This is a genomic window from Mesorhizobium sp. WSM4887 (assembly GCF_029625865.1).
Classification (GTDB): Bacteria; Pseudomonadota; Alphaproteobacteria; order Rhizobiales; family Rhizobiaceae; genus Mesorhizobium.
The window spans coordinates 183554-208566 of record NZ_JARTVP010000005.1; the positions used below are offsets into that span (position 1 = coordinate 183554).

Genomic DNA, 25013 nt, shown 5'->3' on the forward strand with positions numbered 1-25013 from the left:
CTCAGAAATACCCCTCGCGCTTCTTCTTTTCCATGGAACCTGCCTCGTCGCGGTCGATGAGGCGGCCCTGGCGCTCGGAGGTGCGGGCGGTCAGCATCTCGCCGACGATGGCTTCGAGCGTGTCGGCATCCGATTCTATGGCGCCCGTCAGCGGATAGCAGCCCAGCGTGCGGAAGCGCACGAGACGGTTCTCGATCTTCTCGCCGGGGCGCAGTTGCATGCGGTCATCGTCCTTCATGATGAGCATGCCGTCACGTTCGACGACCGGCCGCTCCTTGGCGAAATAGAGCGGCACGATCGGGATGTTCTCCTGCAAGATATACTGCCAGATGTCGAGCTCGGTCCAGTTGGACAGGGGAAAGACGCGGATCGATTCACCCGGCGCGATCCGGGTGTTGAAGATCTTCCACATTTCCGGCCGCTGGTTCTTGGGATCCCAAGCATGCTGGGCATTGCGGAAGGAAAAGATGCGTTCCTTGGCGCGCGACTTCTCCTCGTCGCGACGGGCGCCGCCGAAGGCCGCGTCGAAGCCGTATTTGTCGAGCGCCTGGCGCAGCGCCACCGTCTTCATCACATGGGTGTGGGTGTTCGAGCCGTGATCGAAGGGGTTGATGCCGTCGCGCACGCCGTCTTCGTTGACATGAACAAGCAGGTCGAAGCCGAGCTTCTGCGCCATCTGATCGCGAAAGGCGATCATCTCACGGAACTTCCAGGTCGTGTCGACATGCAGGAAGGGAAATGGCGGCTTGGCGGGATAGAAGGCCTTCATCGCCAGATGCATCAGCACCGAGGAATCCTTGCCGACCGAATACAGCATCACCGGCTTGGCGAAAGAGGCCGCAACCTCACGGAAGATGTGGATGGATTCGGCCTCTAGCCGCTGCAGATGGGTGAGCGCGATATTCATAAGCTATTGAGCGTTCTTTCGTGCCGGCCAGGCCTTGCAGCAGGCGATTGGCGCGGTTTGCTAAAACAGCCCGTCAAGCCCTGGACACTTGTCGCGGGCGTTCTAGCAGATCGCCATCGCCCATAACAATGCAAGACCCGCGCCGGGCACAGCGCTTTGGGAATGAATTTTCCAAGTGAGCTTGATAAGTCGGAAAATTCTCCCAGACAAGCCGAGCAATTGAAAGGGGCCGAACAAACCTATTTGCTTCGATCGGCTAGGTTGACTTCCAAGAGCTTTCGTCCACGCCGCCGATTTTTGGCTGGACATCCTTCGGTCGCCCTATCGGAGATCGGAGCCAGCCGCTATACCGGCGCGGGAGCAGGCGAGGCGCGGCAGAACGGGATCGGTCAGGGCCAATTGTTCGGTACCCCGGCGGGTCTGCGCACAACCTGGAAGATTGCGAAGCAAGGCATTGAACCCGTTTACATCGCTTCGGCGGCATCTCACGCCGACACAGATCAACATCTATTTCTCGATCGTCTGCTTCTTCTCGCCGCCCGTGCTGGGATCGGTGGTCAGCTTCGTTTTCAACGGCGGCGCGCTCTGGTCCGTGTTTCTGCTCGCCATCAGACGGCGGCGGTTCAACATCGACCGGTCGATGCTTGCCATGACGGTGGCGATCTGTGCCTATTGCGCGGCCATCGTCCTTGCTTCGATCGTCAACGGCACGCTGGCGGCGGATCTGCGGTTGTTCCTGCCGCTGATCACTTTCCTCTTCTTTCCGATCTCCTATTCGACCTGGAGCATCACGGAAAAGACCGTGCTTGTGCGCATCGTCGTGCTGGCGAGCGCCGCGGCATGTTTCGGCGCGCTGCTGCTCGCCGTCGTTCAGTATTACTGGATCGGCACCAGGGCCGAAGGCGGTGCCGGGAATGCCATCGTATTCGCGACGGTGACCTGCCTGGCCGCGGCGATGAGCCTCGCAGGCGCGCTGTCGGGGATCGAGAAGCGCTGGAAGCTGCTGACTCTCGCTGCGCTGTCGGGCAGCTTGGCGGTGCTTTATTCGGGCTCCCGCATCATCTGGCTGGCGCTGCTGCTGGCGGGCATCGCCGTGCTCTCGATCAACCGGCGCCGGCTCAGCGGGTTGAAACTCGCGCGCATTGCGCTGATTGCCGGCGGCGCCTGCCTGCTGCTCGCCGCGATCGCGTTTCCCGTCATTGCCAATCGCGCTGACTTCCTTTTCAGCGACTTGGATGCGCTCACCACCAAGAACGACCATACGACGGCGCTTGGACTGCGGGTGGCGATGTGGGAGATCGGCACGAAGGCGTTTCACGAGGCTCCGATTTTCGGACATGGCATCACAGGCAGCCGGGCGCTGATGAAACAGGGTTTTCACGATCAATTCGGCATGGACGCAGGCTACAACCATTACCATAGCGGTTTTCTGACCGCGGCGGTGCAGGCCGGTTTGTTAGGGGCGTTCGCCTTGGCGGCGATCTTCGTCGTCGCGGCCTGGAACGCGGCAAGAGCGCTGCTCCGCAGCGCCGGCCCAGCGGAACGGTTCGGCGCAACGATGATCATCGTCACGGTCGTCACCTATCTCATAGGCGGGCTGACCGGTATCCTGGTCGGCCAGGACCTTCTCGATTCGACGCTGATGGTGTTCCTGGTTTCGGGAACCTACTTGGCTTGCGGACGAACGGTGCCGCCGACCGGCAAGAGCGCAGCCATTCCTTCGGCCGCCGGCCGGCGAACATGAAGGTCCTGGTCACCGGGGCGACGGGGCTGATCGGACGCCAGGTGACCGGCCGGCTGCGTCAGGCCGGCTTCGACATACGCATTGCGTCCCGCCGGCCAGAACGACTGCAGGCTGCGGGCGAGGTCTTTGCGCTGCCTGGCGCCGATGCGCCGGACGACGCCTTCCTGGCACCGATGCGCGGCGTGAGCCATGTCGTCCACTGCGCGGCGCTGAACAACGATCGGAACGCCAGCGACGCCGACTACCAGGCCGCCAATGCGATGCTGACCGCGCGGCTGGCCAAGGCCGCGGCCGCACGTTGCGGCGGGCGCTTCATCTATCTTTCCTCGATCCGGGCCGTGGCGGGTCCCGGCTTCAGCGGCACGATCAACGAGGCGATGGCCCCTGCCCCGCAATGCGCCTATGGCCGATCCAAGCGGGAAGGCGAGATCAGGATGATCGAGGCTTACGCCGGACGCCCGGATGCCACGGCACTGCGCCTGCCGCCCGTCTATGGGGAGAGCATGAGGGGCAACATGGCAGCGCTGATGCGGCTTGCCGACACCGCCCTGCCGCTGCCGACCGGCGTGCTGGCGGGTGTGCGCTCTCTGATCGCGTCCGACACCGCGGCGGGCGCGGTGCTGCACCTTGTCAGCCGTCCGGGACCGCTCCACCCGGCCTATGTCGCGGGCAACGCCGCCCCTCTTGCGACGTCCGAAATCATTGCCGCGTTCCGGCGTGGTTTCGGCCGTCCGCCGCGGCTTTTTCCCATGCCTGGGATGCCGCTGCGGCTGGCGGTAAGGCTGCTCGGCAGGCAGGCATCATGGCAAGCCTTGACCGCGACCCAGATCTGCGATCCGTCGCTGCTGGCCGCGGAAGGTTGGATGCCGGAAGCCGATACGCTCGGCCGGCTTGAGGAATTGGCGCGAAAGAAGGCCGCTCAGGCCCGGTAGAATGTCCCCAGCAATATTCTGAGGTCGAGGCCGATCGAAGCGGCCTTCAGATAGGCAGCGTCGGTCTCGGCGCAGAGTTTCGGATCGGACATGTCGATGCCCTTGATCTGCGCCAGCCCAGTGATGCCCGGAAGCGCCGAAAGCACGCCCAGCCGCCGCCGGTGGCCGATCAGCTCCGTTTGCGTCGGCAGGCACGGACGGGGACCGACAAGGCTCATCTCGCCCTTGAGCACATTCCAGAGCTGCGGCAGCTCATCGATCTTGGTCGCGCGCAGCACCCTGCCCACCGCGGTGACCGACCCGGCAGGCGCCTCGTGCGTGGGCAAGGACGGGGTGTTGCGATGCATGGTGCGCAGCTTGTGGCAGGCAAAGACAGCGCCGCCGCGCCCGACGCGCGGCTGCGAAAAGATGGCCGGTCCGGATGACGTCGCCCTGACCGCCAGCATGGCGATCAGCACAACGGGAGACGTAACCGCCAGCATGACGGCCGCGATAGTCAGGTCGAAAGCCCGCTTAGCCGTCACGGCTCAGATCCTCCGCCAAAGAAAGGCAAGGTAGAGGCCGAGCGTGCCCATCAGGGTCTGCCGGTAGACGCCGCTTTTGCCGAGCAGGCGGAAGCGCCTGAGAGCATTGCCCTTGCGCGCCCTGATGAAGAGGCGAAGGCAACGTGCTGCATCGCGTGTAACGAGGTCGCGGTTGACGGCAAGGCCTCTGAGATTGCTGTCCGTCCAGGTGGCGAACTGGCCCTGGAACAGCCGCCCGAGCCTCGAAAGCCTCGCCTTCCAGGAGACGTTGGCGCCGACCAGGTTCGCCCCGTGCTGCCGGTATCTGACCAGCGGCCGCGGCTCGTAGCGGACCGTGCCGCCGGCGGCGGTCACGACAAGATAGGCCCACCAGTCATGGCTGACGAATTCGGTTCTTGCCGAGGCCTTTGCCAGAAGGTCGCGCGCCGCGCGGTTGAAGAGCATGGTGTTGCCGCCGGCGATGCTCTGCACCAGGGCGTTGCGGAAGGACGGCGGGCGCCGGAACAGCGGCGAATGGCCGGCCGGGACGCCGGTCTCGGAAATGGTCGCCGTGCGGGAGCAGAACAGCAGCGGCATTGCCATATCCTGTGTCTCCATCCAGCGAATGGCGCTCTCCAGCCGGTCCGGCTCCCAGACATCGTCCTGGTCGCAAAAGGCGTAGTAATCGGCATCGACGCGCGGCTCGATGATCATCGAGCGGAAGTTGGCTGCGAAGCCGTTTCGCGGGCCCTGCACCACGGTAAGGGAGCCCTTGTTCCAGCGGGACCGCCACGCCTCGAGGATCGCGAGCGTGGCGTCCGTCGAGCCGTCGTCGGAAACCCAGAGATCGACATGGGGCCATGATTGGGCGAGCAAGGATTGCAACTGCTCGCCGATATAGGCGGCGCCATCCCTCGTGCCCATGAGAACGGCCACGCGCTGATCTTTTCCGGTCACTGCTTCAGAACCCGCAGGGCATTCGAACAGGCTTCAATAGCCAATTGCGGGAGGGCGGCACAGGCCTAACCGATCTGTCCAGCCGCTTTCGGCACCGCCCGCTCGGGCGCGCCGCCAATGCCTTGCCCTGCCCGGTAGAGCCCGGCCAGGATCGCGAGCGCCGCGGCCTTGTCCTGGTCCCGTATGGCGGCCACCAGCGCCGGCAGCGCGGCCTCAATCCTCGGCCACTCGACGACGTCGGTCCTGAGGCCGAAGATCTTGGCGATGTCGAGCTCGACGACCTCCTCGCTTTCGCCATGCAGCGCCTCGTGCAGCTTCTCCCCGGGCCTGATGCCGGTGAAGCGGATCGGAATGTCGGTATAGGGGCTTTTGCCGGCCATGCGGATCATGGTTTCGGCGACTTCGAGGATCGGCACGGGCTTGCCCATGTCGAGCATGTAGATGGCGTAGTCGTCCCTGCCCTGGCGCCGCTCGGCATCGGCGGCCGACATGATGACGAGATCGACGGCCTCGGCCACCGTCATGAAATAGCGCGTCATGCGCCGGTCGGTGATGGTGACAGGCCCGCCGGCCTCGATCTGCGCCTGGAAGATGGTCGCCACCGAGCCGTTGGAGCCGAAGACATTGCCGAAGCGCACGGCGATGAATTTGGTGCCGGGACGACGCACAGTTGGGGTGCCGGCATGGTGGCCGTTCAGCCCGCCGGCAGGGAAAGGCGACGGCGCGGCGTGGGTTTCATGCAGCGAGGAGACGATCTGCTCGGCCGCGCGCTTGGTGACGCCAAGCACCGAGCTCGGGTCGACGGCCTTGTCGCTGGAAATCAGCAGGAACTGCGGCACCCCGCATTCGGCCGCGACCTCGGCGCAGGCGAGCGTGCCGAAGACATTGGTCTCGATCGCCGCTTCCCAGTTCTCTTCCAGAAGCGGCACATGCTTCAGCGCCGCGGCGTGAAAGATGATCGCGGGTTTGAACTCGCTGACGAGGCGCATCATGTGCGGCCGGTCGGTGACATCGACGATGCGGCTGGCCAGCCGGTCGCGGTCTTTCTCGTCGATGATCTGATCGAGCTGGAAGATGCCGAACTCGGAATTGTCGGCCACCAGCACCGCCTCGGCGCCGAGCTCCAGCGCGCGCTTGACCAGCACACGGCCGATGGAGCCGGCCCCGCCGGTGACCAGCACGCGCTTGCCGCCGACGAAGGCACCGATGCGCGCGATGTCGGTGGCGACCGCCGAACGGCGCATGATGGTTTCCATCTCGACGGCATCGAGAACCAGCTTGCCGCCCTGCCCCAATTCCGAAAGACCGGAGAACTGGACGACCGCGATGCCGCTGTGGCGGGCGACGCGCACCAGCTCGGCATAGTCCTCGATCTCGCGCTCGACCCCCTTGCCGAAGATCAGGAGGTCGAGGTTTTCCGTGCCCTTGACATATTCTTCCAGCACCTCGACCAGACGCGGCCGCAGCGCCACGACCGGAACGCCCTGGATCTGCGTGCCGAGCGGCGCGCCGGCCTCCGTGGCCATGATGCCGGCAATGGCATATTCGGCCGGCACCGCCGTGCGGGTGAAGCGGACGATCACGTCGGCCTCGCTCAGCCGGCCGATGAACAGCGCCTGCTTGATCGACGCATCGCCGGCGGCGCGGCGCAGGATGCGCCAGGACGCGCCGTCGCGCAGGAAGCGATAGTAGAGCCTGGGTGCCGAAATGATGGTGAAGGAGACCAGGAAGAAGACGATGAACTGGCGCTCGTTGAGGCCGGCGACCGGCTGGAAAAAGGAGCGGAAGGCAATCGAGGCCAGATAGAGAACCACCGTCAGGCTGCCGCAGCCCTTCAGGATGTTGAAGAAGTCGGGCGTCGAGGCAAAGCGCCAGACGGTGCTGTAGAGGCCGCAGGTGCGAAACAGGAAATGGGCAAGGAGCACGATCAGCGCCCAGCAGGCCAGCCCGCCGGAGGAGAACGCATCGAAGGAAAGCCGCGACTGCGAGAGCGTGAGGCTGAGCGCCACCGCGATCAGGACCATGACGAGGTCCTGGACCATGATGATGGCGCGCCGCATCTTCGGTCGCAGGCCCGATACGGCTTCTACATAGGCGGTCATAGGGTAGTACTGAACTCCAGGCGCGGGAAATATTACCAGAACGGCGCGGGACAGAACACCGTCCGCCGCCACTCCAGATTGCAAATCCCCAACCCCGTCACCCTGTTATCGCATTAGCGCGGACTTGGGGGGAGAGCTAGGGTTTTTTTGGGGAGTGCGAGAGGGTCTCGATCGACATCCTAGACAACAGTACTGCGTAGCCGGAAATAACTTCGCGCAGGGATGCCTGTGTCCTCTGCCGCTGCAATTTATCGCAGCTTCATTTCCAATTCCATTTGTCCTGGTCCGCGACTCGAGCTTTAACTGCATTCCCAAACGCCCAATTCTGCGGCCACATCGGCGCAAATTGTAGATACCGCAATAAGATCCTCCTCATCCAAAACATGACGTTTGGAGCGCGCACGCCCAGACGTGATGGGTTGACTTGGCGTACCAGCATCCCAGTTACCGAGGATCCGGCGTAACTGTGCCGGGGGATCGACAACCAAATCCTCGTACTTCACCAGCACATGATTTCCACGATCTTCGAGTACGCGTTCAGCAAGGTAGCGCCACAGCATGGCACGCCTGTTGGCCAAATTCTGAGTCTCCGCGATCGAACGCAGTTCCGCACTGCGGGCTGGCGAAATCCATGGATCGTTTGCATTTCCAACCGGTCGTACACTGGTGTCTGCATTAAGCAAATGCGGGAAGCTGGCCTTCCAAGACGCTATAGTGTCGATCGGATTGCGAACGCACACCGCGATGCGAGCCTCGGGCAGAACGCGGCGGATACGTGGCAAACTGGAAAGAAAGGCAAATGTATTCTTGGCAGCGAGAGTGAAATCCTCGCTGTCCACGGGGGGGATGTACGTTGAAAGCTCGTCGCGCACTGCCGTGTCGTTAATGACGCTTCCATTCAATACCTTGTTGGTTATAGGCAGCCCTTCAGCAACCAATCTGCGGATTCGTCGCAAATAGGTGGCAAGACCCCAGGCGGGTCCCTGACCTAGCAGACTGGTCACCAATTCTGGCGTTTCGTTCAACGCCATGGCATTACTTAAGGTATCAACGAGTTGGCACAGATAGCTGGTGCCGCTCCTCGAAATTCCTGTTATGAGCAACGTGTTGGGTTGAACATTCTCTCTGCCACCAGTACGTTTTCTCGATCCTAGAATCCCTGACCACTCAGAGTTGGCCTCAATCACCTTACGGACCTCAGCAGACGCGCCAACATAATACTTCAATTCGGCAACTAACTTGGGTTCCTCCCGCAAAACCGTCGGCCAATGATAATGTGATAGTCGAACGTCTGGAAACAGCGATAACGGCATTAGATGCGTTGGATGGTTTTGTCTAAAATCCATCACTTGTGGTTTGATACCGAGGTTTTGAAAGGCGACGGCAAGGCCGAGCTGATCACTCCACAGGCGCCTATCCGGAAGGTTGCCCGCCAATCTTATTACGGCACTCAGGCGCTCCCATTCGTCGGCAAGTTTCTTCGCAAACGAACTCTCGACAACCATCACTCCGCTATTAAAAAATGGCAACGTATACTGAGACGTTGCAGTCATTGGATATCGATAATCCGGAAAATCTACCCCGCAAACCGCATATATCCTCTTCCATACCTCGACATCATTCTCAAAAGGCGCGGCATCGGCTAACTTGATTCGTATACGATCCTTTCCTGGATGGCTAAAATCCGGTTCACCCAGACACAAAATGTCAGAGTCTAAAAATGCTATAATGGGACGAGCCACCGGCACACGCAGACAACTTATTTTATTAGCATGAGAAAATTCCCTCCCCCAGGCATTGACGATCGACTGCTGCCGAACTCCTAAGAGCTTCAGTTGGAGTTTCGTCTCGGCACTTAGCTCACCCCACACCTCCGTCGGTCCTGGAACGCAGGCAATGAGTTCTATCGCATTTCCGCACCACCGGCGGAGCGACGCTGCGAGCAGCAATGCCTTAATTTCCCACTCACCGGCCTGACAGACGAATACGACCGAGACGTTCTCGTAATTTTGCGTTCCCGCTTGCGTCACCGGGCGCGTTTCTGAGAAGCTTTGACCAGAGCGAAGCCGTTTAAAAAAAGTTTCGAGCATCTTAGCTATGCTTTTGCACCAAATTCGCTCTCAGCCGAAACTGTCAACATAGGGTCAATGTTAAAAAAGCCGGTGCCAATCATATTCGGCTCCGCTGCGACACGAAAAAGTTCTGCATCTATAATTCTATGCATAACAAAGCCATCTCCGGCCACAGAACCAGTCACGCCACAATTTACCGCATAGGCACCAGGAAGAAATCCACACCCGAACTCGTACCGAACACGGCGAATGGAACCTCTTGATACCGATTTTATTTGTAGACCGATATCGCTCTTGGAATTGGCCCCCCCCAATCCGGTGCCATTCAAAGTCTTAACAAACATCCCAAATCCGACATTGTTGGCATCGACCGAGAAGCTAACAAGATACTCAAAAATGTAACGCTTTCCCAGTTGCAGCACGTTCACTCGCTCGCCGGACATGGTCAAAATGCGAGCTTCTTCAATGCGAGCACCCCGCTCCTCCAAATACACCGTCGATTGCGGAGTCAGTGCCGGATCGAAGTAATCAGCGTATTTCAGAACTCCTGTTGTCCTATCCTGGTGACGGTCGATACGCTCTCCGCTTGTGACTTCGCCAACTCCTGCTTCAGTCCCCGATCCTCCGGAGATTGCAGCCCTATTGAGTTCTTGATTCTGGTCGGACGCCCTCAGGATCCCAGCCGCCTCGACTATACCCGTTCGGATCTCGCTGGCGGCCTCTGGGCTCGCGTTGACTAGGCGCTGATACTGCGCCACTATCGTTTTAGGTCGGCCCTGCAGAATGAGTTCTCCTGCATCCATTAGAATCGCCCTCGAGCACAGTTGCACGATGGTCTGGGCCCCGTGGCTCACGAAGAGGATAGTGCCGCCGTTATCCTTGATCTGCTCGATACGAGCAAAGCATTTGCGCTGAAAGGCTTCGTCGCCCACTGCAAGCGCTTCATCCACGACCAAGATGTCCGGGTCGACATTGATCGCCGTAGCAAATGCCAGCCGCACATACATGCCCGACGAATAGGTCTTGACCGGCTGGTCGATGAAGGAGCCAATGTCGGCAAAGCGCGCGATATCGTCGAAACGCCACTCCATCTCCTTGCGTGGGACACCAAGGATTGAGGCGTTGAGAAAAACGTTCTCGCGACCGGTGAACTCCGGATTGAAGCCAGCGCCGAGTTCCAGTAAAGCGGCGATGCGGCCATTGACCTCGACAGAGCCGCTGGTCGGCTGCAGCGTACCGCAGATGATCTGCAACAGCGTCGACTTCCCAGACCCGTTGCGGCCGATGATGCCGACCGTCTCGCCACGTCCGATCTCCAACGAAACACCCGATAGAGCGGCGAAATCGCGAAAATAGCGGCGAGGCGGCCGGCCAATCAGGCGCTCAAGACGCGGCACCACCATCTGCTTGAAACGATCCTCCGGCCGCTCGAACATGACGTAATGTTTCGAGACGTCGCGCACGCGGACGGCAACGCCCGAACCCCGGACGCCGGCCCTATCAGAGGACATCGGCAAAGCCCCTGCGGGTCTTCTGGAAGAATTGATAACCAAGCAAGGCAACTGCGATCGCCACAAGGGAATAATAACCCAGCGCCGGCCAATCCGGCGCGACGCCAAAGAGAACCACGTTGCGGAAACTCTCTACCGGGATTGCAAGAGGGTTGAGCGAAAGCCAAGGCCGTAGCCAAGACGGCAGAGCAGTCCTCTGGAAGAAAACCGGAGAGAGAAACATCGTCGCCGTCACCAACGGCGACACGATCTGGCTCATATCGCGGAAGTAGACACCGATTGATGCCAACGTCCACGCTACACCGATCACCATCACGACAAACGGCGCGAACACCACAGGTGCAAGAAACACCGTAAGCGGAACACTACCGAAAACCACATAGGCGAAGACAAGCAGCACCACCAGACTAACAGCCGCATGAAACAACGCCGCACCCGCCGAAACCACGGGAAGTATTTGAATTGGGAAGACAATCTTCTTCACGTAGTTTGAATTGGCAACGATCAGTCCGGGCGACAACGAAATTACCTCGGCGAAGAATTGAAAGACGATTAGTCCGCAGAAGAGGATGACGGCAAACTCACCAGTAGAATGCGTGGCGTTGTGTTGATCCGGCATCGTCCAACGCGACTTCATCACCACGCCGAAAACGAAGGTGTATACAGCCAACATGAACAGCGGATTGAGGAGTGACCAAAGTAGGCCGAGCATCGAACCTCGATATCGACCAGCGATCTCGCGACGGATCAAGGGGAGTATCAACGCCATGGCTTCACTCTGTTTCTTCCTTGGTCTGGAAAATCCACGGATGGACTCTCTCGATCGAGAACCTTGCCTGCATTGCGCCGATTACGTCTCACAATACTGGTACGTCGTTCTCGACTGACGAAAATCCTTGGATATCCTTCCCGCCAAGAATGACGCTCGATGCGGTGAAGCCCCTACTACGCGCAATCGGGCAAAAGACCCTTTCTATCGCATGGGCGAGCGTGCCGTCTTGCTGACCGTTTTCCTGTTCGAAAGGCAGGCTCGCTTCAGGAACATCCTTTAACGGCTCCAACGCTCGTGGCGCGAACCAAAACATCGAACCCGCGAAGAAGCCCAGCTTTAGATCCTCCCCGGAGTCGAGCGCAGCCATCTCGCTCAGCAACCGGCGCATCGTTTCGCGGTTAGCGCCCCAGAAACGATCATTGGTAAGGTAGTAACGGTGTGGGCCGACTACGCCGACCTTACCGGACTTGATCAGATCCACGGATCTTAGAGCCGTCAGGGAATCGCCAGCGACCGATTGATATAACCGATCCCTCCAAAAGGAGCCGTTAGTGCTGTAGGTGCTCTTTTTGGAATGCATTTTCAGGACGGCATCATATCGGTCCAGCACACCGCTGCGATAGATCGAAACGAATGGACCGATATCGCGACCTCGATTCTCCGAGCAGTAGATCGAAACGCTCTGGGCCAACTTGGAAAAAATCGAAAATATCTCTGTAGCATCGCCTTCAAACGGTGTCGTAACATGGAGATCGAACGGCAAAACGATATTCTTCAAGAACCGGTATATGTCAGGAATCATTTCCGCATAGTACAGATGCAAGACTACTGCGACACCAACTCCCCCAGCATTCGTTCGGCGCCAGCGCGCAAGCTTGAACGACGGAATAGGCCCACTATCTGATTTAAGGGCGGAAAGGTTGTCAGTTCCTCGATTATAGTTTAGACGGCTACGGCCAACCATTTCCTGCATCTCGCTAAGGCGACTTGGTTCGCAAAGTTCGTCGACAAACGACAGATCGACCTTGTGGGGATTGTCCCTCAACACCTCAAACTTGACGTAACCTAGTTGGCGCGCGATAAGCCCCGCCAAGTGGTGCACCGGGTTAAATTTCTGCGGCAGAGAGTGGACGTTGGAAACAGAAGATTGGGCGGCCACATGTTTTTCTTCGCTGTCATGGACCCAGTAATCGTCGACGCTGCCGAGTTTTACCAGGTCTGGTCGAAGCAAGGTTGTGACTTTGGCGTTGTTGCGCTTCAACCCAACGGACAGCCCAAGCTCAAATCTCGCGATCGTGTCAAATTTCGAACTCGTCGGCTCTATGCTCCCAAGGAATGCACGGAACCAAGCCTGCTCCAGAATGCACGGCCCCAAGAGCATCAAATATGATTGAATGTGCCACGAGAATTGCAGCGACTCAGTCGCCCCAACAACGTCGTGGCTATCGATCAGCTCCAACATCCTTCTCAAGGCATTACAAAAAGTATCGCGAGACAAGATCGCAAAGCTGGAATTTACCAGTAACGCGCTTCCAATCTGCCAATTTTCCAGGGCGAACGTCAGCCCGACACGATAACTGTAGAAGTCATATCCGAAATTTGGACGAGTTATTACCGTAAGATTCGGGAAGCCTTCCACTAAATCAGGCTCGATTTTGCTAGTCGTTACCAGAACCGTACGATCGAACGTAGTTGAAAGACAAACCAGCAAATCTAAAATATTAGTCTCTACGGAATCGTTTGGGTCAAAATGAGCTACAATCGCCACCTTATCCATAGTAACTGCGCGCCTTCTCATGCCAACGGCGGTAGACGTATCTAGCGGCCGAATGCAATATGGGCCACCTACGCAGGATAGTTGATGTTCTTACTGCCATTTGGCTGGGAGGAACGATGGTTGCGAGCGCCTCTTTCGGCAACGACGCACCGGGAACTTCCTGATGTTCCGTTTGCGCAACGATCTCGTCGAACAGACGAGACCGGGCAGCATCAATACCAACGGGCTCGGTGCCTTCATCAAAGTACTTGCCGCGAAGTGTCTCCTCCAAATATGAGAGCCCCCATCGCTGGTCGGGCTCCAGATAGCACCCCTCACCCCATTCATTCCAAGCGTTTATGAATATAAAGCGGCTGTCCGGATCGGGATGGTCTTGCCGAGCTTGAAAGCGCAAGAAACGAAGCCATTCGCTGTAAAGCTTAGGAGTTGAATTAATAACTATGGTTGGGTTGTTTTGTCGGCGAGCCGTATTGTCCCAGCCTGGAATAATTCCTCTGAACATAGCGAAGGATTGCCTTGGGCGATTGGCGCTTTGGGCGATCATCTTGCGATAGTCAACTATGCCGCCAGAGAAATTCGGATTCGTGATAGAAGGAAATTCAGAGGGATGATTTTGAGGCCCGTTAAACTTATGAGGTGGGAATTCAACTAGAGAGTCAGCTTCAACTTCCTGAGGTGTAGATATATCGTAAAAATCCACCACGCTGATGTGGATACCAGGAAATCCATGAGCGACAACGCGATCTCGCCATATCGAAAACCAACGCTTAGGATCGGGTATGTCCTTCGCTCGATAGACCACTAACAGCGGTGCCCCGTTGATCTTGATGTACCTGTGGTCATTAAAGTAAGCGATCATTCCATCGATGAATGCTTCGGCGTCGCCCTCAGCGTATTTCTGGTGCAGCAAGATGTTTTTTGTATCGCCATCCCAAGCGCGGGTCCAATTTTCGTTAGCCCAACACAGACAGAATCTGAAATTTATGTCGCTCCTTATAAAAAGATCAACCGGTTTTTCTAGAATCCTTCTACCGCTAAACCAATAGTGGTAAAAGCAAAAGCCATGCAGTCCATAGAGTTTTGCTAGCTCTACCTGCTCACGCATAACACCAGGGTGAGTAAGGTCGTAGTACCCGAGATCGCGTGGTATCTTTGGTTGGCTATGACTGGCGAAATTTGGAGTCGCGCGAGCCACATTCGTCCACTCAGTGAAACCCGGCCCCCACCATTCAGAATTCTCATTTACTCGATGGAATTGAGGGAGGTAAAACGCAATAAGCTTAGCTTCGTCGGTAAATACACTTACTGCCTCTTGCTTTTCTGGCTCCTTTGAAAAGGCTTGGTAGGACGGCGAATTAACATCGCTGTCCGGTACAAAGTTGGACGGTTCGTTGGACTGGGTCTCGAACGCTCGCCTTTCCGCCTGAAGGGCCTGTATTTCGTGATTTTGCTCATCAATAAGGCTTTGCGCTTCTAGAAGTTTCCGCGATATATTTCTCGCCTCTCCTTTCAAGCGCTGCAGTTCAGCTTTTTCGGACACCAATTGCTCAGCCTGAATTTGAGCTTCCAAGGGCTTTTGCTCGTATTCCGACGTAAGCTTGGTAACCTCGGCGTCACGCTGTTCAGCCAATTGCTTTTGTGCAACCCTATCTTGATTCAGCAATCTAAGACGCGCATCAATTTCGGGAAAGAACGCTTCCCCGAAAATTGGTGACATGGCGTCGAACTCGGCCTTGATGCGATAAAGATTCTCGAGCGCAACTGCGTCAGCATCGTCGGATTTCAGGACTGTCAAAGCCGCATAGGCATCTTTGACCCAGTCTACAATCCGCGGATCGGCTTGGAGCAAGTCCGCACTTGCGGCAAAATGTCGATGATCCGCCGAGAAATGCTCAGCGAGTAGCGTCTTCCACTCCGTTGGGGGGCGTGGCCAGTCGATTCCAAGAGAATTTGTAATCCCCTGGATCCCCGAGCGCCAATCGTCGAGCAAACCTTCATAGGACAAGAAGATGCGGGGCTGTCCCCGGGTCGCGCGCTCGGCATCCAGTTCATGGCGAAGCCAAAGAAGAGAACTGAAGCCTGCCGTAAATCCGTCCCGGTTCTTCAGTGAGGCGATCACGGCCAGCGGATTGCGCAAGACCAGCGTGTAGCGAACATCGATATGCATTCGTTCGAGAACTTCCGCATAGAGCGGCACGAAGCGCGAAATACGAGGTTCCTTCAGGACGAAAAGCGAGGCGCTGCCATATTCCTCGTCGACTATCCTAGCGATCTCGGCCTTGTAGAATTGCAGGCGCGCAGTCCCAAGGTCGTTGACGTCGAACGAGCGCCAATCGTCCCAACTACTGCCGACCTCGGCGAGCATCTGGTCGTGCAGTTCGATCAGGCGTTGCGGCTCCCAATGTCCGGCGGGATTTGACGGATTCGCCCCCAGCAAATTCTTCGGCAGTTCCGCGCCCAGCAGGCTGATCGCCCTCGTCAGCGCGCTCGTGCCCGAACGATGCATGCCGAGCACCATGATGCAGGTGCGCTCTGCCGGCTTGGCCTTCGCTGACTTGGTATTCGCCGGCTTGGCGCCTGCGCGCTTCTTCGGCGCGACTTGATTGGCCGGCTGCGGCTTCGCGCCGTGCAATTGCTCGGGGGACGGGTTTTCGTTCATGCACTCAATGCCTGTTTCGTCTCGCCGCCCCCCAGCCGGCGAACCACGCTTTCCACCGCGACCCGCCACTCCGGCGCCTGCCACCCAAACACGTCCGCAAACCTCGCGCTCGACAGCCGCGAATTGGCCGGCCGCCTTGCCTTGGTCGGATAATCCACTGTCGCGATATCGCGCACCGTCGCGTACGGGCCACCAAACGCCCGGCTTGTGTCGAGGATGTGGCGGGCAAAGCCGCTCCAGTTGGTCTCGCCGCTGCCTGTCAGATGGTAGATACCAAAGGCGGCGAAATTCTTGTCGTCCCGCAGCCTCGCCGCCGCATGCAGGACGGCGTCGGCGATGTCGAGCGCCGAAGTCGGATTGCCCCATTGGTCGGCGACGACCGAAATCTCGTCGCGGTCGCTAGCCAGCCTGAGCATGGTCTTGACGAAATTCCTGCCGAACGGGCTGTAGACCCAGGCGGTGCGCAGGATGAGGTGGCGCGGGTTGGCCGCCGCCACGGCCTTTTCGCCGGCGAGCTTGGAGGCGCCGTAGACGCCGAGCGGGGCGGTCGCGTCGGTCTCGACATAGGCGCCGTCCTTGGCGCCGTCGAAGACATAGTCGGTCGACAAATGGATGACGGGGACGCCGAGGCCTGCTGCCGCCTGAGCCACCTTGCCGGCGCCGGTGGCGTTGACCGCGAAGGCCAATTCCTTCTCGTCCTCGGCCTGGTCGACATTCGTATAGGCCGCGGCCGAAACCACGATGTCGGGCCTTGCCTCTGCCAGCGCCGCAAACACCGTCTCGGGGCGCGCCAGATCGAGCGCCGGCCGGCCGACGGGAACGACCTCGACATCCTTGCTGCCCCGCTCTATCAGGCTGGCGGCAACCTGGCCCTCGCGTCCGGTGACGGCAAGCCTCACGCGGCGCCCTCCCTGGTCTCGGCCTGCCCGTTTCCGCCCTTCCTGACCGGGCTGTTTTCGATCGCCGCGTCTTCCATCGCGCCGTTCTCGATCGGGCGGTTTCCCATTGGACCCTGGCCCAGCCGCTCGCCATTGTAGCGCTGCTCGCGGATCGGGGCCCACCACCATTTGTTGTCGAGATACCAATCGACCGTCCTCGCCAGGCCGCTGTCGAAATTCTCCCGCGGCGCCCAGCCGAGATCGCGCGCGATCTTGGAGGCGTCGATCGCATAGCGGCGGTCATGACCAGGGCGGTCGGTGACGAAGGTGATCAGGTCGCGGTAGCTCATGCCGCCGGCGCGCGGGCGCCTCAGGTCGAGCAGATCGCAGATCGTCTCGACGACGCCGAGATTGGTGCGCTCGGAATTGCCGCCGACATTATAGCTCTCGCCCGGCCGCCCTTTCGTCGCCACCAGTTCCAGCGCGCGGGCGTGGTCCTCGACGAACAGCCAGTCGCGCACATTGGCGCCGGCGCCGTAAACCGGCAGCGGCTTCTCGTCGAGCGCGTTGAGGATAACAAGCGGGATCAGCTTTTCGGGGAAATGGTAAGGGCCGTAATTGTTCGAACAGTTGGAGAGCACCACCGGCAGGCCGTAGGTCTCATGCCAGGCGCGCACCAGATGGTCGGAAGCGGCTTTGGACGCCGAATAGGGCGAGGACGGCGCATAGGGCGTCTCCTCGACGAACATGCCGCCTTCGAAGGGCAAGTCGCCGAACACCTCGTCGGTCGAGACATGATGGAAGCGGAAGCCGGCCTTGCGCTCCCCCGACAGCCCGCGCCAGTAGTCGAGCGCGGCGTTCAGGATGCGGTAGGTGCCAACGATGTTGGTTTCGATGAAGGCCCCGGGGCCGTCGATCGAGCGGTCGACATGGCTCTCGGCGGCGAGGTTCATGACGATGTCGATGTCGTCGCGGCGCAGAATCTCAAGCACCGCTCGCTCGTCGCAGATATCGGCCTGCTCGAAACGGTAATTATGCGCATTCTCGATCGGCCTGAGCGAAGCGAGGTTGCCGGCATAGGTCAGTTTGTCGAGATTGGTGACGCGGTGGGCCGGGTTGGCGCACAGATGCCGGCAGACGGCCGAGCCGATGAAGCCGGCGCCACCGGTGACCAGGAAATTCATGCCGCCCTCTCTCACGCAAACACCTCCGCCGTGGCGAGCAGAGGCGCCTTGCGATCCTTGTCCGAAAGCTGGAATCCGCCTGGGATCGCCGGCCATTCGATGCCGATTTCGGGATCGTCGAAGCGGATCGACCTGTCATGCCCGGGCGAATAGGTGTCGGTCACCTTGTACAGCACTTCCGTGTGCGGAACGAGCGTGACGAAGCCGTGCGCAAACCCTTTCGGCACCAGGATCTGGTTGCCCTTCTCAGCCGATATTTCCAGCGCCACCCACTTGCCGAACGTCGCCGAGGAACGGCGGATGTCGACCGCGACATCGAAGACGCTGCCGCTTATCACGCGCAGCAGCTTATCCTGGGCGCGCGGCAGCAACTGGTAGTGCAGTCCGCGCAGCACGCCGGCGGCCGCGGAATAGGAGTGGTTGTCCTGCACGAAGGCGAGATCGATGCCGGCCTCGGCGAAACGCCCGGCATTCCAGGTCTCGCTGAAAAAACCGCGCGCGTCGCCGTGCCGCTTGGGCACGATCTCCAGCACGCCGTCGAGGCCGAGCGGCCTGACCTCAAGCAAACCGTTCCTCCGTCAGGTCGGCGGCCCGCTTGCGCAGATAGGCAGCGTATTCATTCTTGCCCAGCCGCGCGGCGCGCTCCAGAACCTTTTCAGCGTCGAGCCAACCCTGCTCCAGCGCTATCTCCTCCGGGCAGGCGATCTTGATGCCTTGGCGATGCTCGATGGTGCGCACGAAAGACGCTGCTTCGAGCAGGCTGTCATGCGTGCCGGTGTCCAGCCAGGCGTAACCCCTTCCGAGGCGGCGGACATGCAATTCACCACGCTCGAGATAGACATTGTTGATCGCCGTGATCTCGAGCTCGCCGCGCGCCGAAGGGCGGATCGTGGAGGCAATGTCGACGACATCATTGTCGTAGAAATATAGACCGGTCACGGCCCAGTTGGACTTCGGCTTTTGCGGCTTCTCCTCGATCGTCAAGGCCTTGCCGGTGACCTTGTCGAAGGAGACCACGCCATAACGCTCCGGATCGTCGACATAGTAGGCGAAGACCGAGGCGCCGCCATCGCGCGTCGCTGCCTCGCGGCAGAGTTGCGACAGGCCGCCGCCAAAATAGATGTTGTCGCCGAGGATCATCGACACACTGTCCCTGCCGATGAAGTCGCGGCCGATGATGAAAGCCTCGGCTAGACCATTCGGCTGAGGCTGCTCGGCATAGGAAAGCTCCACACCGAATTCGGAACCGTCGCCCAGCAAAGCCTGAAAGACCGGCAAGTCACGCGGAGTTGATATGACCAGAATCTGGCGGATTCCCGCTAGCATCAGCACGCTCAGCGGGTAGTAGATCATGGGCTTGTCGTAGATCGGCAGTATTTGCTTAGAAACCGCTAATGTTAGGGGATAGAGGCGTGTTCCGCTGCCGCCGGCAAGGATAATTCCTTTCAACAAGCTCTCCTTGAACTACCGCGGCCCCCGCCTCGACGCCAAGTTGCCCGTGCTTATGTTTCGGGCACTGGCTTGTCAATTGTCGGCTTGATTTCTTCCCGACGCTATTTCACTGCTTTCTACATCCGGCATGCGGCGATTTCGAGCGAATCCGGCTGTGCCGCAAAAGGGGCCGGCGCCAAGCGCCCACCGGCCCTTTGTCATTTGGTCGCGATCAGGAGCGCTTGAGCAGCGCCCAGACCGCCGGCACGAGGCTCGCGGCCAGCGCCACCTTGATCAGGTCGCCGGCGATGAACGGCGCGACGCCGAACTGCCAGGACTTTTCCGGTCCGATGAGCGCCGCCAGCCAGGCAAAGCCCATCGTCATCATGACGATCTCGGCGGCAAGCATGGCGCCGAACAGCTTGCAGGGGTGGCGGTCCCAGCCGCGGTCGGCGGCCCAGCCGGCGATCGCCGCCATCACCACGAAGCCGGCAAGGTAGCCGCCGGTGGAGCCCATCATATAAGCGATGCCGAGGCCCTTTTCCGGCGTGCCCTGGAACACCGGCAAACCAAAAGCGCCCTCGGCGAGGTAGAGAAGGAGCGTCGCGACGGCAAGACGCATGCCGAAGGCCGAGGCGATCAGCAGCACCGCAAGCGTCTGCAGCGAGATGTCGACCGGACCCAACACCACTTTCGTCTTCGCCGACAGGGTGAGCAGGAGGGTTCCTGCAAGCGCCAGAAAGAGCTGGCTGGCAAGCCGGGCCGCGCCCTGGTCGGGCAGAGCGAGAGAAACGAGCGGGCGCATCGTGGTTGCAGTTGCCATGGTCTTCCCCATCGTGGCTGATTTGCTGTGTTTGAGGCGCGTCGCGGAGAAACGAGTTCAGGCGGCGCGCTTCAAGATTTCGTCCTGATGCGTGTCGTTCTCCCAAGACTGCTGCGCAGTTTTGGGCGACATGCATTGATTTTCCTATATTGGCTTCGGCAGGATGCGGCAATCATTTTGCCGCGAGCAGCAGGACCCGGCATGACACTTGAATTCGACGCACGCTTCGATCCTGCCTATGGCCAGGCGGTCACGGTCGCTCCGGACGTCCAGCGCGTCACGGCCAGGAACCCGAGCCCGTTCACCTTCCACGGCACCAACAGCTACCTCGTCGGCCGCGACACGCTGGCAGTGATCGATCCAGGTCCGGACGACGATGAGCATCTCGGAACGCTGCTCACGGCAATAGGCGGCAGGCCGGTCAGCCATATCTTCGTCAGCCATACCCACCGCGATCATTCGCGGCTCGCGGCGCGGCTGAAAGAACGCACGGGCGCTCCCGTGCTCGCCGAGGGCCCGCATCGGCCGGCGCGGCGGCTGCGCATCGGCGAGATCAATCCGCTGGATGCCAGTGCCGATTTGGGCTTCGTGCCCGACATTGCGCTGGCGGACGGCAGCCTTACCCATGGCGACGGCTGGGCGATCCGCACCGTGCTGACGCCAGGGCATACCGCCAACCACGCGGCCTTTGCGCTGGAGGGGACAGGCATCCTGTTTTCGGCCGACCATGTCATGGCCTGGGCCACATCCATCGTGGCGCCGCCCGACGGGGCGATGGCCGACTATATGAAATCGCTCGACCGGCTGATCGAGCGCGACGACCGCCTGCTGTTGCCCGGCCATGGCGGACCGGTGACCGCGCCGCGCAGCTTCATGCGCGGGCTGAAGACTCATCGCAAGATACGCGAGCAGGCGATCCTGGAACGCATCCTGAGCGGCGACCGAACCATCAAGGAGATGGTCGCGGCGATCTATCGCGACACCGACCCGCGGCTGCACGGAGCAGCCGGCCTTTCGGTTCTCGCGCATCTCGAGGACCTGGTGGCCCGCGGTCTCGTCGCCAGCGAAGGCGACCCGGCGATCGACGGGATTTTCAGGCCTGCCGGTTGACTCACTCGGCCGGCGCCGCGCCGACTTGGCCGGCGACCTCCTGATCGAGCTCGGCGAGGAAATCGGTGATACGGTCGGCATTGTCGCCCAAGTCATGACGCCCGTAGCGCGAGGCCGAACGCATGTCGACGACGACCGAATCGCCGTCGTCGGCGACGCGGATGGCCACATCTGCCGGCAGGCCGAGCACCAAGCCCCTGGCGACCGCGGTGATCGTCGCCTCGCTCTGGCCGTTGATGTCGGGATAGGGCGCGGTCAGCTGCCAGTCCCGCCGGTCGAGCACGGTCTCGACAGCATCGACCACGGTTTCGAAGGGCAGGTTGTAGCTCCGCCCGCTAACCAGCGGATATGCTTCCGCCTGCAGGCTCTGCTCGCCGGGCGTCGGCGGTGACAGCGCGGTCATGTCGCTTGTCCGGTCGCTGGTGTCGAGCGCCGGCGGGTCGTCGACGTCGGTCGAAATGTCGCGCAGCGGCGGATAGATGGTCGCCCAGTAGGCGGCGACACCGAAAGGCGCAAGCACCAGCACTGCCAGCAGGGCACCGACGCTGAGATCGCGGCCGCCGCGGTCGCCGAAATTCCACAGCCTCGACAGTGCAAGCCCGGCGAGCAGCAGCGCGAGCGCCGCAAGCAGCGCAACGAGCGCCAGCACCCACAGGAAAGGCGGGGTGTCGACAAAGTCGAGCCGGTAGCCGGCAACGACGGTCAGCAAAAGGACGAGCGAGAATGCCCCGATCCGCCGCGACCAGCCGGCCGCCCTCGACGTCTGCCGTTCAGGAATTGTAGCCATCGTCTGCCGCATTACCCCAGTCCGCATCGAGACTTAGAGCTTTTTGCGCCAGCCTTGAAGCCGAAAGATTTAACAATCCTCAATCCGTCGGCAGCCGATACTCCTTGAATTGCTGGCGCAAGGTGGTCTTCTGGATCTTGCCCGTCGCCGTGTGGGGAATCTCGCCGACGAAGGCGACGTCGTCGGGCATCCACCACTTGGCCACCTTGCCGCTCATGAAGGTCAGGATATCGCTCTTGCTCGGCTCCTTGCCCGGCTTGCGCACGACCACCAGCAGGGGGCGCTCGCCCCATTTGGAGTGCGGCACGCCGATGGCGGCCGCCTCCGCCACATCGGGATGTCCGACGGCCAGGTTCTCCAGATCGATGGTGGAGATCCACTCGCCGCCCGATTTGATGACATCCTTGGCGCGGTCGGTGATCTGCATATAGCCGCTGGCGTCGATATGGGCGACGTCGCCGGTGTCGAACCAGCCCTCGGCGTCGAACTGCTCGGCGCCGACGCCGCCGTAATAGGCGCGCGCGACCGCCGGGCCGCGAACTTTCAGTCGCCCGAAGGTCTTGCCGTCCCAGGGCAGCGCGTTGTTCTCGTCGTCTGTCACCTTCATTTCAACGCCGAAGGGCGGGTGGCCCTGCTTGCCCTGGATATCGAGCCTGGCATCGCCGGTCAGCCCTTCATATTCCGGCTTCATGGTGCACAACGTGCCGAGTGGCGACATTTCGGTCATGCCCCAGGCATGCACCACCTCAACCGCGTATTTGTCCTGGAACTTGGCGGTGATGGCGCGCGGGCAGGAGGAACCGCCGATGACGACCTTGTTGAGATAAGGCAGCTTTTTGCCGGTCTCCTCGAGATATTGCAGCAGCATCATCCATACCGTCGGCACAGCGGCGCTGAAAGTTACCTTTTCGGAGTCGAGCAATTCGTAGATCGAGGCGCCATCCATCTTGCAGCCTGGCATCACCAGCTTGGCCCCGATCATCGGCGCGGCCTGACCGAGTCCCCAGGCATTGGCATGGAACATCGGCACGACGGGCAGGACGACGTCGCGCGTCGAAACGCCCATGGCATCGGGCATGGCGGCCATCATGGCGTGCAGCACGTTCGAGCGATGGCTGTAGACGACGCCCTTCGGATCGCCGGTCGTGCCCGACGTGTAGCACATGCCGGCAGCCGTGTTCTCGTCGAATGTCTTCCAGGCGAAGGCGCCGTCGGCCTCGGCAAGCCATTCCTCATAGGCGACAGCGTTCGGCAACGAGGTTTGCGGCATATGCGCCTGGTCGGTCAGCACGATCACCTGCCTGAGCGACCTGACCTGGCCGGCGATCTTTTCCAGCAGCGGCACGAAGGTCAGATCGACGAAGATCGCCTTGTCCTCGGCGTCGTTCATGATCCAGGCGATCTGTTCGGGAAACAGGCGCGGATTGAGCGTGTGGTAGATCGCGCCGATCCCCATGGTGCCGTACCAGGCCTCGATGTGGCGGGCGGTGTTCCAGGCAAGCGTTGCGATGCGGTCGCCGAGCCCGAAGCTGTCACGCTCCAGCCGCTGCGCTACTTTGAGCGCCCGATGACGGATGTCGGCAAAGGTGGTGCGCACGATCGGGCCTTCGATCGAGCGCGACACGACCTCGCGCCCGCCGTGCTGGCGTTCGGCGTGATCGATCAGCTTATGGCAGAGCAGCGGCCATTCCTGCATCAGTCCGAGCATCTCGGCTCCTCCCCTTTTTCGCGCTTTCGCGTCATTGTTTCACGCATTGTGGAATGATCCGGCGGATTGTCCAGCCACCATAAGTCCAAGGCGGTCGGATGGGCGGAATGACCCGTGAAACCCGCCATAATCCGGCCATCGTCGCCGTTAAGGTTCATTAATGGGCTGGGTGAGATTGGCGAATGGAGAGATTCGCATGGACGTGCAGCTCGATGAAAAAGCCCTCGAAAGCACGCTTGCCGAAAGTCTGGACGATCTGACGCCGGACTCCAAAACCGTTTCCGACGATGAATTTGCCGAAGTCGTCGGCGGCGCGCTGGAGGCCGTCGGCGGAACGCTGCTGTTCAAGATGTGCGTCGAGAATGATGGAGAAGGCCAGTATGTCGCCGCCGCAAGCGTCGGCGACGGCGGTAACCGCCAGTTCCTGCTGCTCACGCTGCCGACCGCCGGCGGCGCGCTGAAGGTCGAGACAGCGGCGAGAAGCAGCAATCCGGTCGCCGGCATCGCTGCCGCCTATGCCGGCCTCATGGACGCATTCAAGGCCGCCGCCTGACTGTCGGCGGTTAGAACATTATTTCGCTGCACGCGACGCGTCATCGCGCCGCCTTGCGCGAGGCGTCGGGCCGATCCACCTTTGACGGACGAGAAGCGGTTCCGAACGGAAAAACCGCCACGCACCTTCCTCAAACTGCCGATGAGACCCGTCTTGGACAAGCGTGCCAACCCCGCCCCCGGCTTTCAGCGCAATCCCGACAAGGTGATAACGATCGAGCCTTATCGCGGCACCGTCACGGTCAGCGCCGGCGACGTCGTCATCGCCCGGTCTACCCGGGCCAGGCTCTTGTCGGAACCGCCCTACCCGGCGGTTTTCTATATTCCCTTCGACGATATCGATCTCAGTAAGCTCGCCAGGACCGAGCATTCGACGCATTGTCCCTACAAGGGCAACGCGAGCTATTGGAGCGTGCTGCCGGCCGGCGACAGCGGCAGGGACGCGATGTGGGCCTATGAGCAGCCTTTCGACGAAGTGGTCGAGATCCGCGATCACGGCGCGTTCTATACGAGCAAGGTGACGGTCGAGACTAAGCCGGAGTGATAGACTGCGGCGGAAAGCATCGCGGATCTCCGAGGTCGCTGAGCCTCCCAGCCGTCGTCA

The 25013-nt window shown here is 60.4% G+C and carries 21 protein-coding genes; 5 read left to right on the top strand and 16 right to left on the bottom strand.

Annotation, left to right across the window (positions count from 1 at the left end):
* Window position 1: 1 nt before the first annotated feature.
* A complete protein-coding gene (cysD, locus tag P9230_RS20305; RefSeq protein WP_066997810.1) occupies window positions 2–907 on the bottom strand; it encodes a sulfate adenylyltransferase subunit CysD in 906 nt (301 codons plus the stop codon).
* A 454-nt stretch (window positions 908–1361) separates the two neighbouring features.
* Here cysD and P9230_RS20310 point away from each other — a divergent pair, with 454 nt between their 5' ends.
* Both P9230_RS20310 and P9230_RS20315 read left to right on the top strand, forming a co-directional pair.
* Window positions 1362–2651 (top strand): O-antigen ligase, encoded by a 1290-nt coding sequence (locus P9230_RS20310; protein ID WP_095800249.1) that lies wholly within the window; start codon window positions 1362–1364, stop codon window positions 2649–2651.
* A complete protein-coding gene (locus tag P9230_RS20315; protein ID WP_278120630.1) occupies window positions 2648–3583 on the top strand; it encodes an NAD-dependent epimerase/dehydratase family protein in 936 nt (311 codons plus the stop codon). The genes P9230_RS20310 and P9230_RS20315 overlap by 4 nt, the downstream gene beginning before the upstream one ends.
* On the opposite strand, the gene P9230_RS20320 is transcribed toward P9230_RS20315, so the two are convergent.
* The 13 genes from P9230_RS20320 to P9230_RS20380 all read right to left on the bottom strand — a co-directional run bounded on the left by P9230_RS20320 (window position 3571) and on the right by P9230_RS20380 (window position 20252).
* Entirely contained in the window at window positions 3571–4065 is a 495-nt protein-coding gene (locus P9230_RS20320; RefSeq protein ID WP_127243227.1) for a sugar transferase, read from the bottom strand. The genes P9230_RS20315 and P9230_RS20320 overlap by 13 nt on opposite strands.
* Before the next feature lie 45 nt (window positions 4066–4110).
* Complete coding sequence (locus P9230_RS20325; RefSeq protein ID WP_278120631.1) at window positions 4111–5022, bottom strand: glycosyltransferase family 2 protein; 912 nt, start codon at window positions 5020–5022, stop codon at window positions 4111–4113.
* 86 nt (window positions 5023–5108) lie between these two features.
* Window positions 5109–7145 carry a nucleoside-diphosphate sugar epimerase/dehydratase gene (locus P9230_RS20330; protein ID WP_278120632.1) on the bottom strand — a complete coding sequence of 679 codons (2037 nt, stop codon included), beginning with the start codon at window positions 7143–7145 and terminating at the stop codon, window positions 5109–5111.
* 299 nt (window positions 7146–7444) lie between these two features.
* Window positions 7445–9235, bottom strand: a complete 1791-nt coding sequence (locus P9230_RS20335; RefSeq protein ID WP_278120633.1) for a sulfotransferase — start codon at window positions 9233–9235, stop codon at window positions 7445–7447.
* 5 nt (window positions 9236–9240) lie between these two features.
* Complete coding sequence (locus tag P9230_RS20340; RefSeq protein WP_278120634.1) at window positions 9241–10680, bottom strand: ABC transporter ATP-binding protein; 1440 nt, start codon at window positions 10678–10680, stop codon at window positions 9241–9243.
* A 37-nt stretch (window positions 10681–10717) separates the two neighbouring features.
* Complete coding sequence (locus P9230_RS20345; protein WP_278120635.1) at window positions 10718–11497, bottom strand: ABC transporter permease; 780 nt, start codon at window positions 11495–11497, stop codon at window positions 10718–10720.
* An 88-nt stretch (window positions 11498–11585) separates the two neighbouring features.
* Complete coding sequence (locus P9230_RS20350; RefSeq protein ID WP_278120636.1) at window positions 11586–13277, bottom strand: rhamnan synthesis F family protein; 1692 nt, start codon at window positions 13275–13277, stop codon at window positions 11586–11588.
* Window positions 13270–15936, bottom strand: coding sequence for a glycoside hydrolase family 99-like domain-containing protein (locus tag P9230_RS20355; protein ID WP_278120637.1), 2667 nt, complete (start codon window positions 15934–15936; stop codon window positions 13270–13272). Before P9230_RS20355 ends, P9230_RS20350 begins: the two co-directional genes overlap by 8 nt.
* Window positions 15933–16835 carry a dTDP-4-dehydrorhamnose reductase gene (rfbD, locus tag P9230_RS20360; RefSeq protein WP_278120638.1) on the bottom strand — a complete coding sequence of 301 codons (903 nt, stop codon included), beginning with the start codon at window positions 16833–16835 and terminating at the stop codon, window positions 15933–15935. Before rfbD ends, P9230_RS20355 begins: the two co-directional genes overlap by 4 nt.
* Window positions 16832–17998, bottom strand: coding sequence for a dTDP-glucose 4,6-dehydratase (rfbB, locus tag P9230_RS20365; protein WP_278120803.1), 1167 nt, complete (start codon window positions 17996–17998; stop codon window positions 16832–16834). The genes rfbD and rfbB overlap by 4 nt, the downstream gene beginning before the upstream one ends.
* Before the next feature lie 11 nt (window positions 17999–18009).
* Window positions 18010–18564 (bottom strand): dTDP-4-dehydrorhamnose 3,5-epimerase, encoded by a 555-nt coding sequence (gene rfbC, locus P9230_RS20370; protein WP_067327907.1) that lies wholly within the window; start codon window positions 18562–18564, stop codon window positions 18010–18012.
* Window positions 18557–19447 (bottom strand): glucose-1-phosphate thymidylyltransferase RfbA, encoded by an 891-nt coding sequence (rfbA, locus tag P9230_RS20375; RefSeq protein ID WP_067327906.1) that lies wholly within the window; start codon window positions 19445–19447, stop codon window positions 18557–18559. Before rfbA ends, rfbC begins: the two co-directional genes overlap by 8 nt.
* A gap of 214 nt (window positions 19448–19661) precedes the next feature.
* Entirely contained in the window at window positions 19662–20252 is a 591-nt protein-coding gene (locus P9230_RS20380) for a biotin transporter BioY (RefSeq protein ID WP_127246380.1), read from the bottom strand.
* Window positions 20253–20453: 201 nt separating this feature from the next.
* Here P9230_RS20380 and P9230_RS20385 point away from each other — a divergent pair, with 201 nt between their 5' ends.
* Complete coding sequence (locus P9230_RS20385; protein WP_067327904.1) at window positions 20454–21362, top strand: MBL fold metallo-hydrolase; 909 nt, start codon at window positions 20454–20456, stop codon at window positions 21360–21362.
* Window position 21363: 1 nt separating this feature from the next.
* Here the strand turns inward: P9230_RS20385 and P9230_RS20390 are convergent, their stop codons facing one another.
* Window positions 21364–22149 (bottom strand): DUF1499 domain-containing protein, encoded by a 786-nt coding sequence (locus P9230_RS20390; protein ID WP_127246381.1) that lies wholly within the window; start codon window positions 22147–22149, stop codon window positions 21364–21366.
* Between the two features lie 79 nt (window positions 22150–22228).
* Entirely contained in the window at window positions 22229–23857 is a 1629-nt protein-coding gene (locus P9230_RS20395) for a fatty-acid--CoA ligase (protein WP_095800263.1), read from the bottom strand.
* A gap of 196 nt (window positions 23858–24053) precedes the next feature.
* On the opposite strand from P9230_RS20395, the gene P9230_RS20400 reads away from it, so the two are divergent.
* A complete protein-coding gene (locus tag P9230_RS20400) occupies window positions 24054–24410 on the top strand; it encodes a hypothetical protein (RefSeq protein ID WP_095813733.1) in 357 nt (118 codons plus the stop codon).
* Between the two features lie 153 nt (window positions 24411–24563).
* Window positions 24564–24953: a DUF427 domain-containing protein gene (locus P9230_RS20405; RefSeq protein ID WP_095800264.1), complete on the top strand. Its 390-nt coding sequence runs from the start codon at window positions 24564–24566 to the stop codon at window positions 24951–24953.
* Window positions 24954–25013 lie beyond the last annotated feature (60 nt).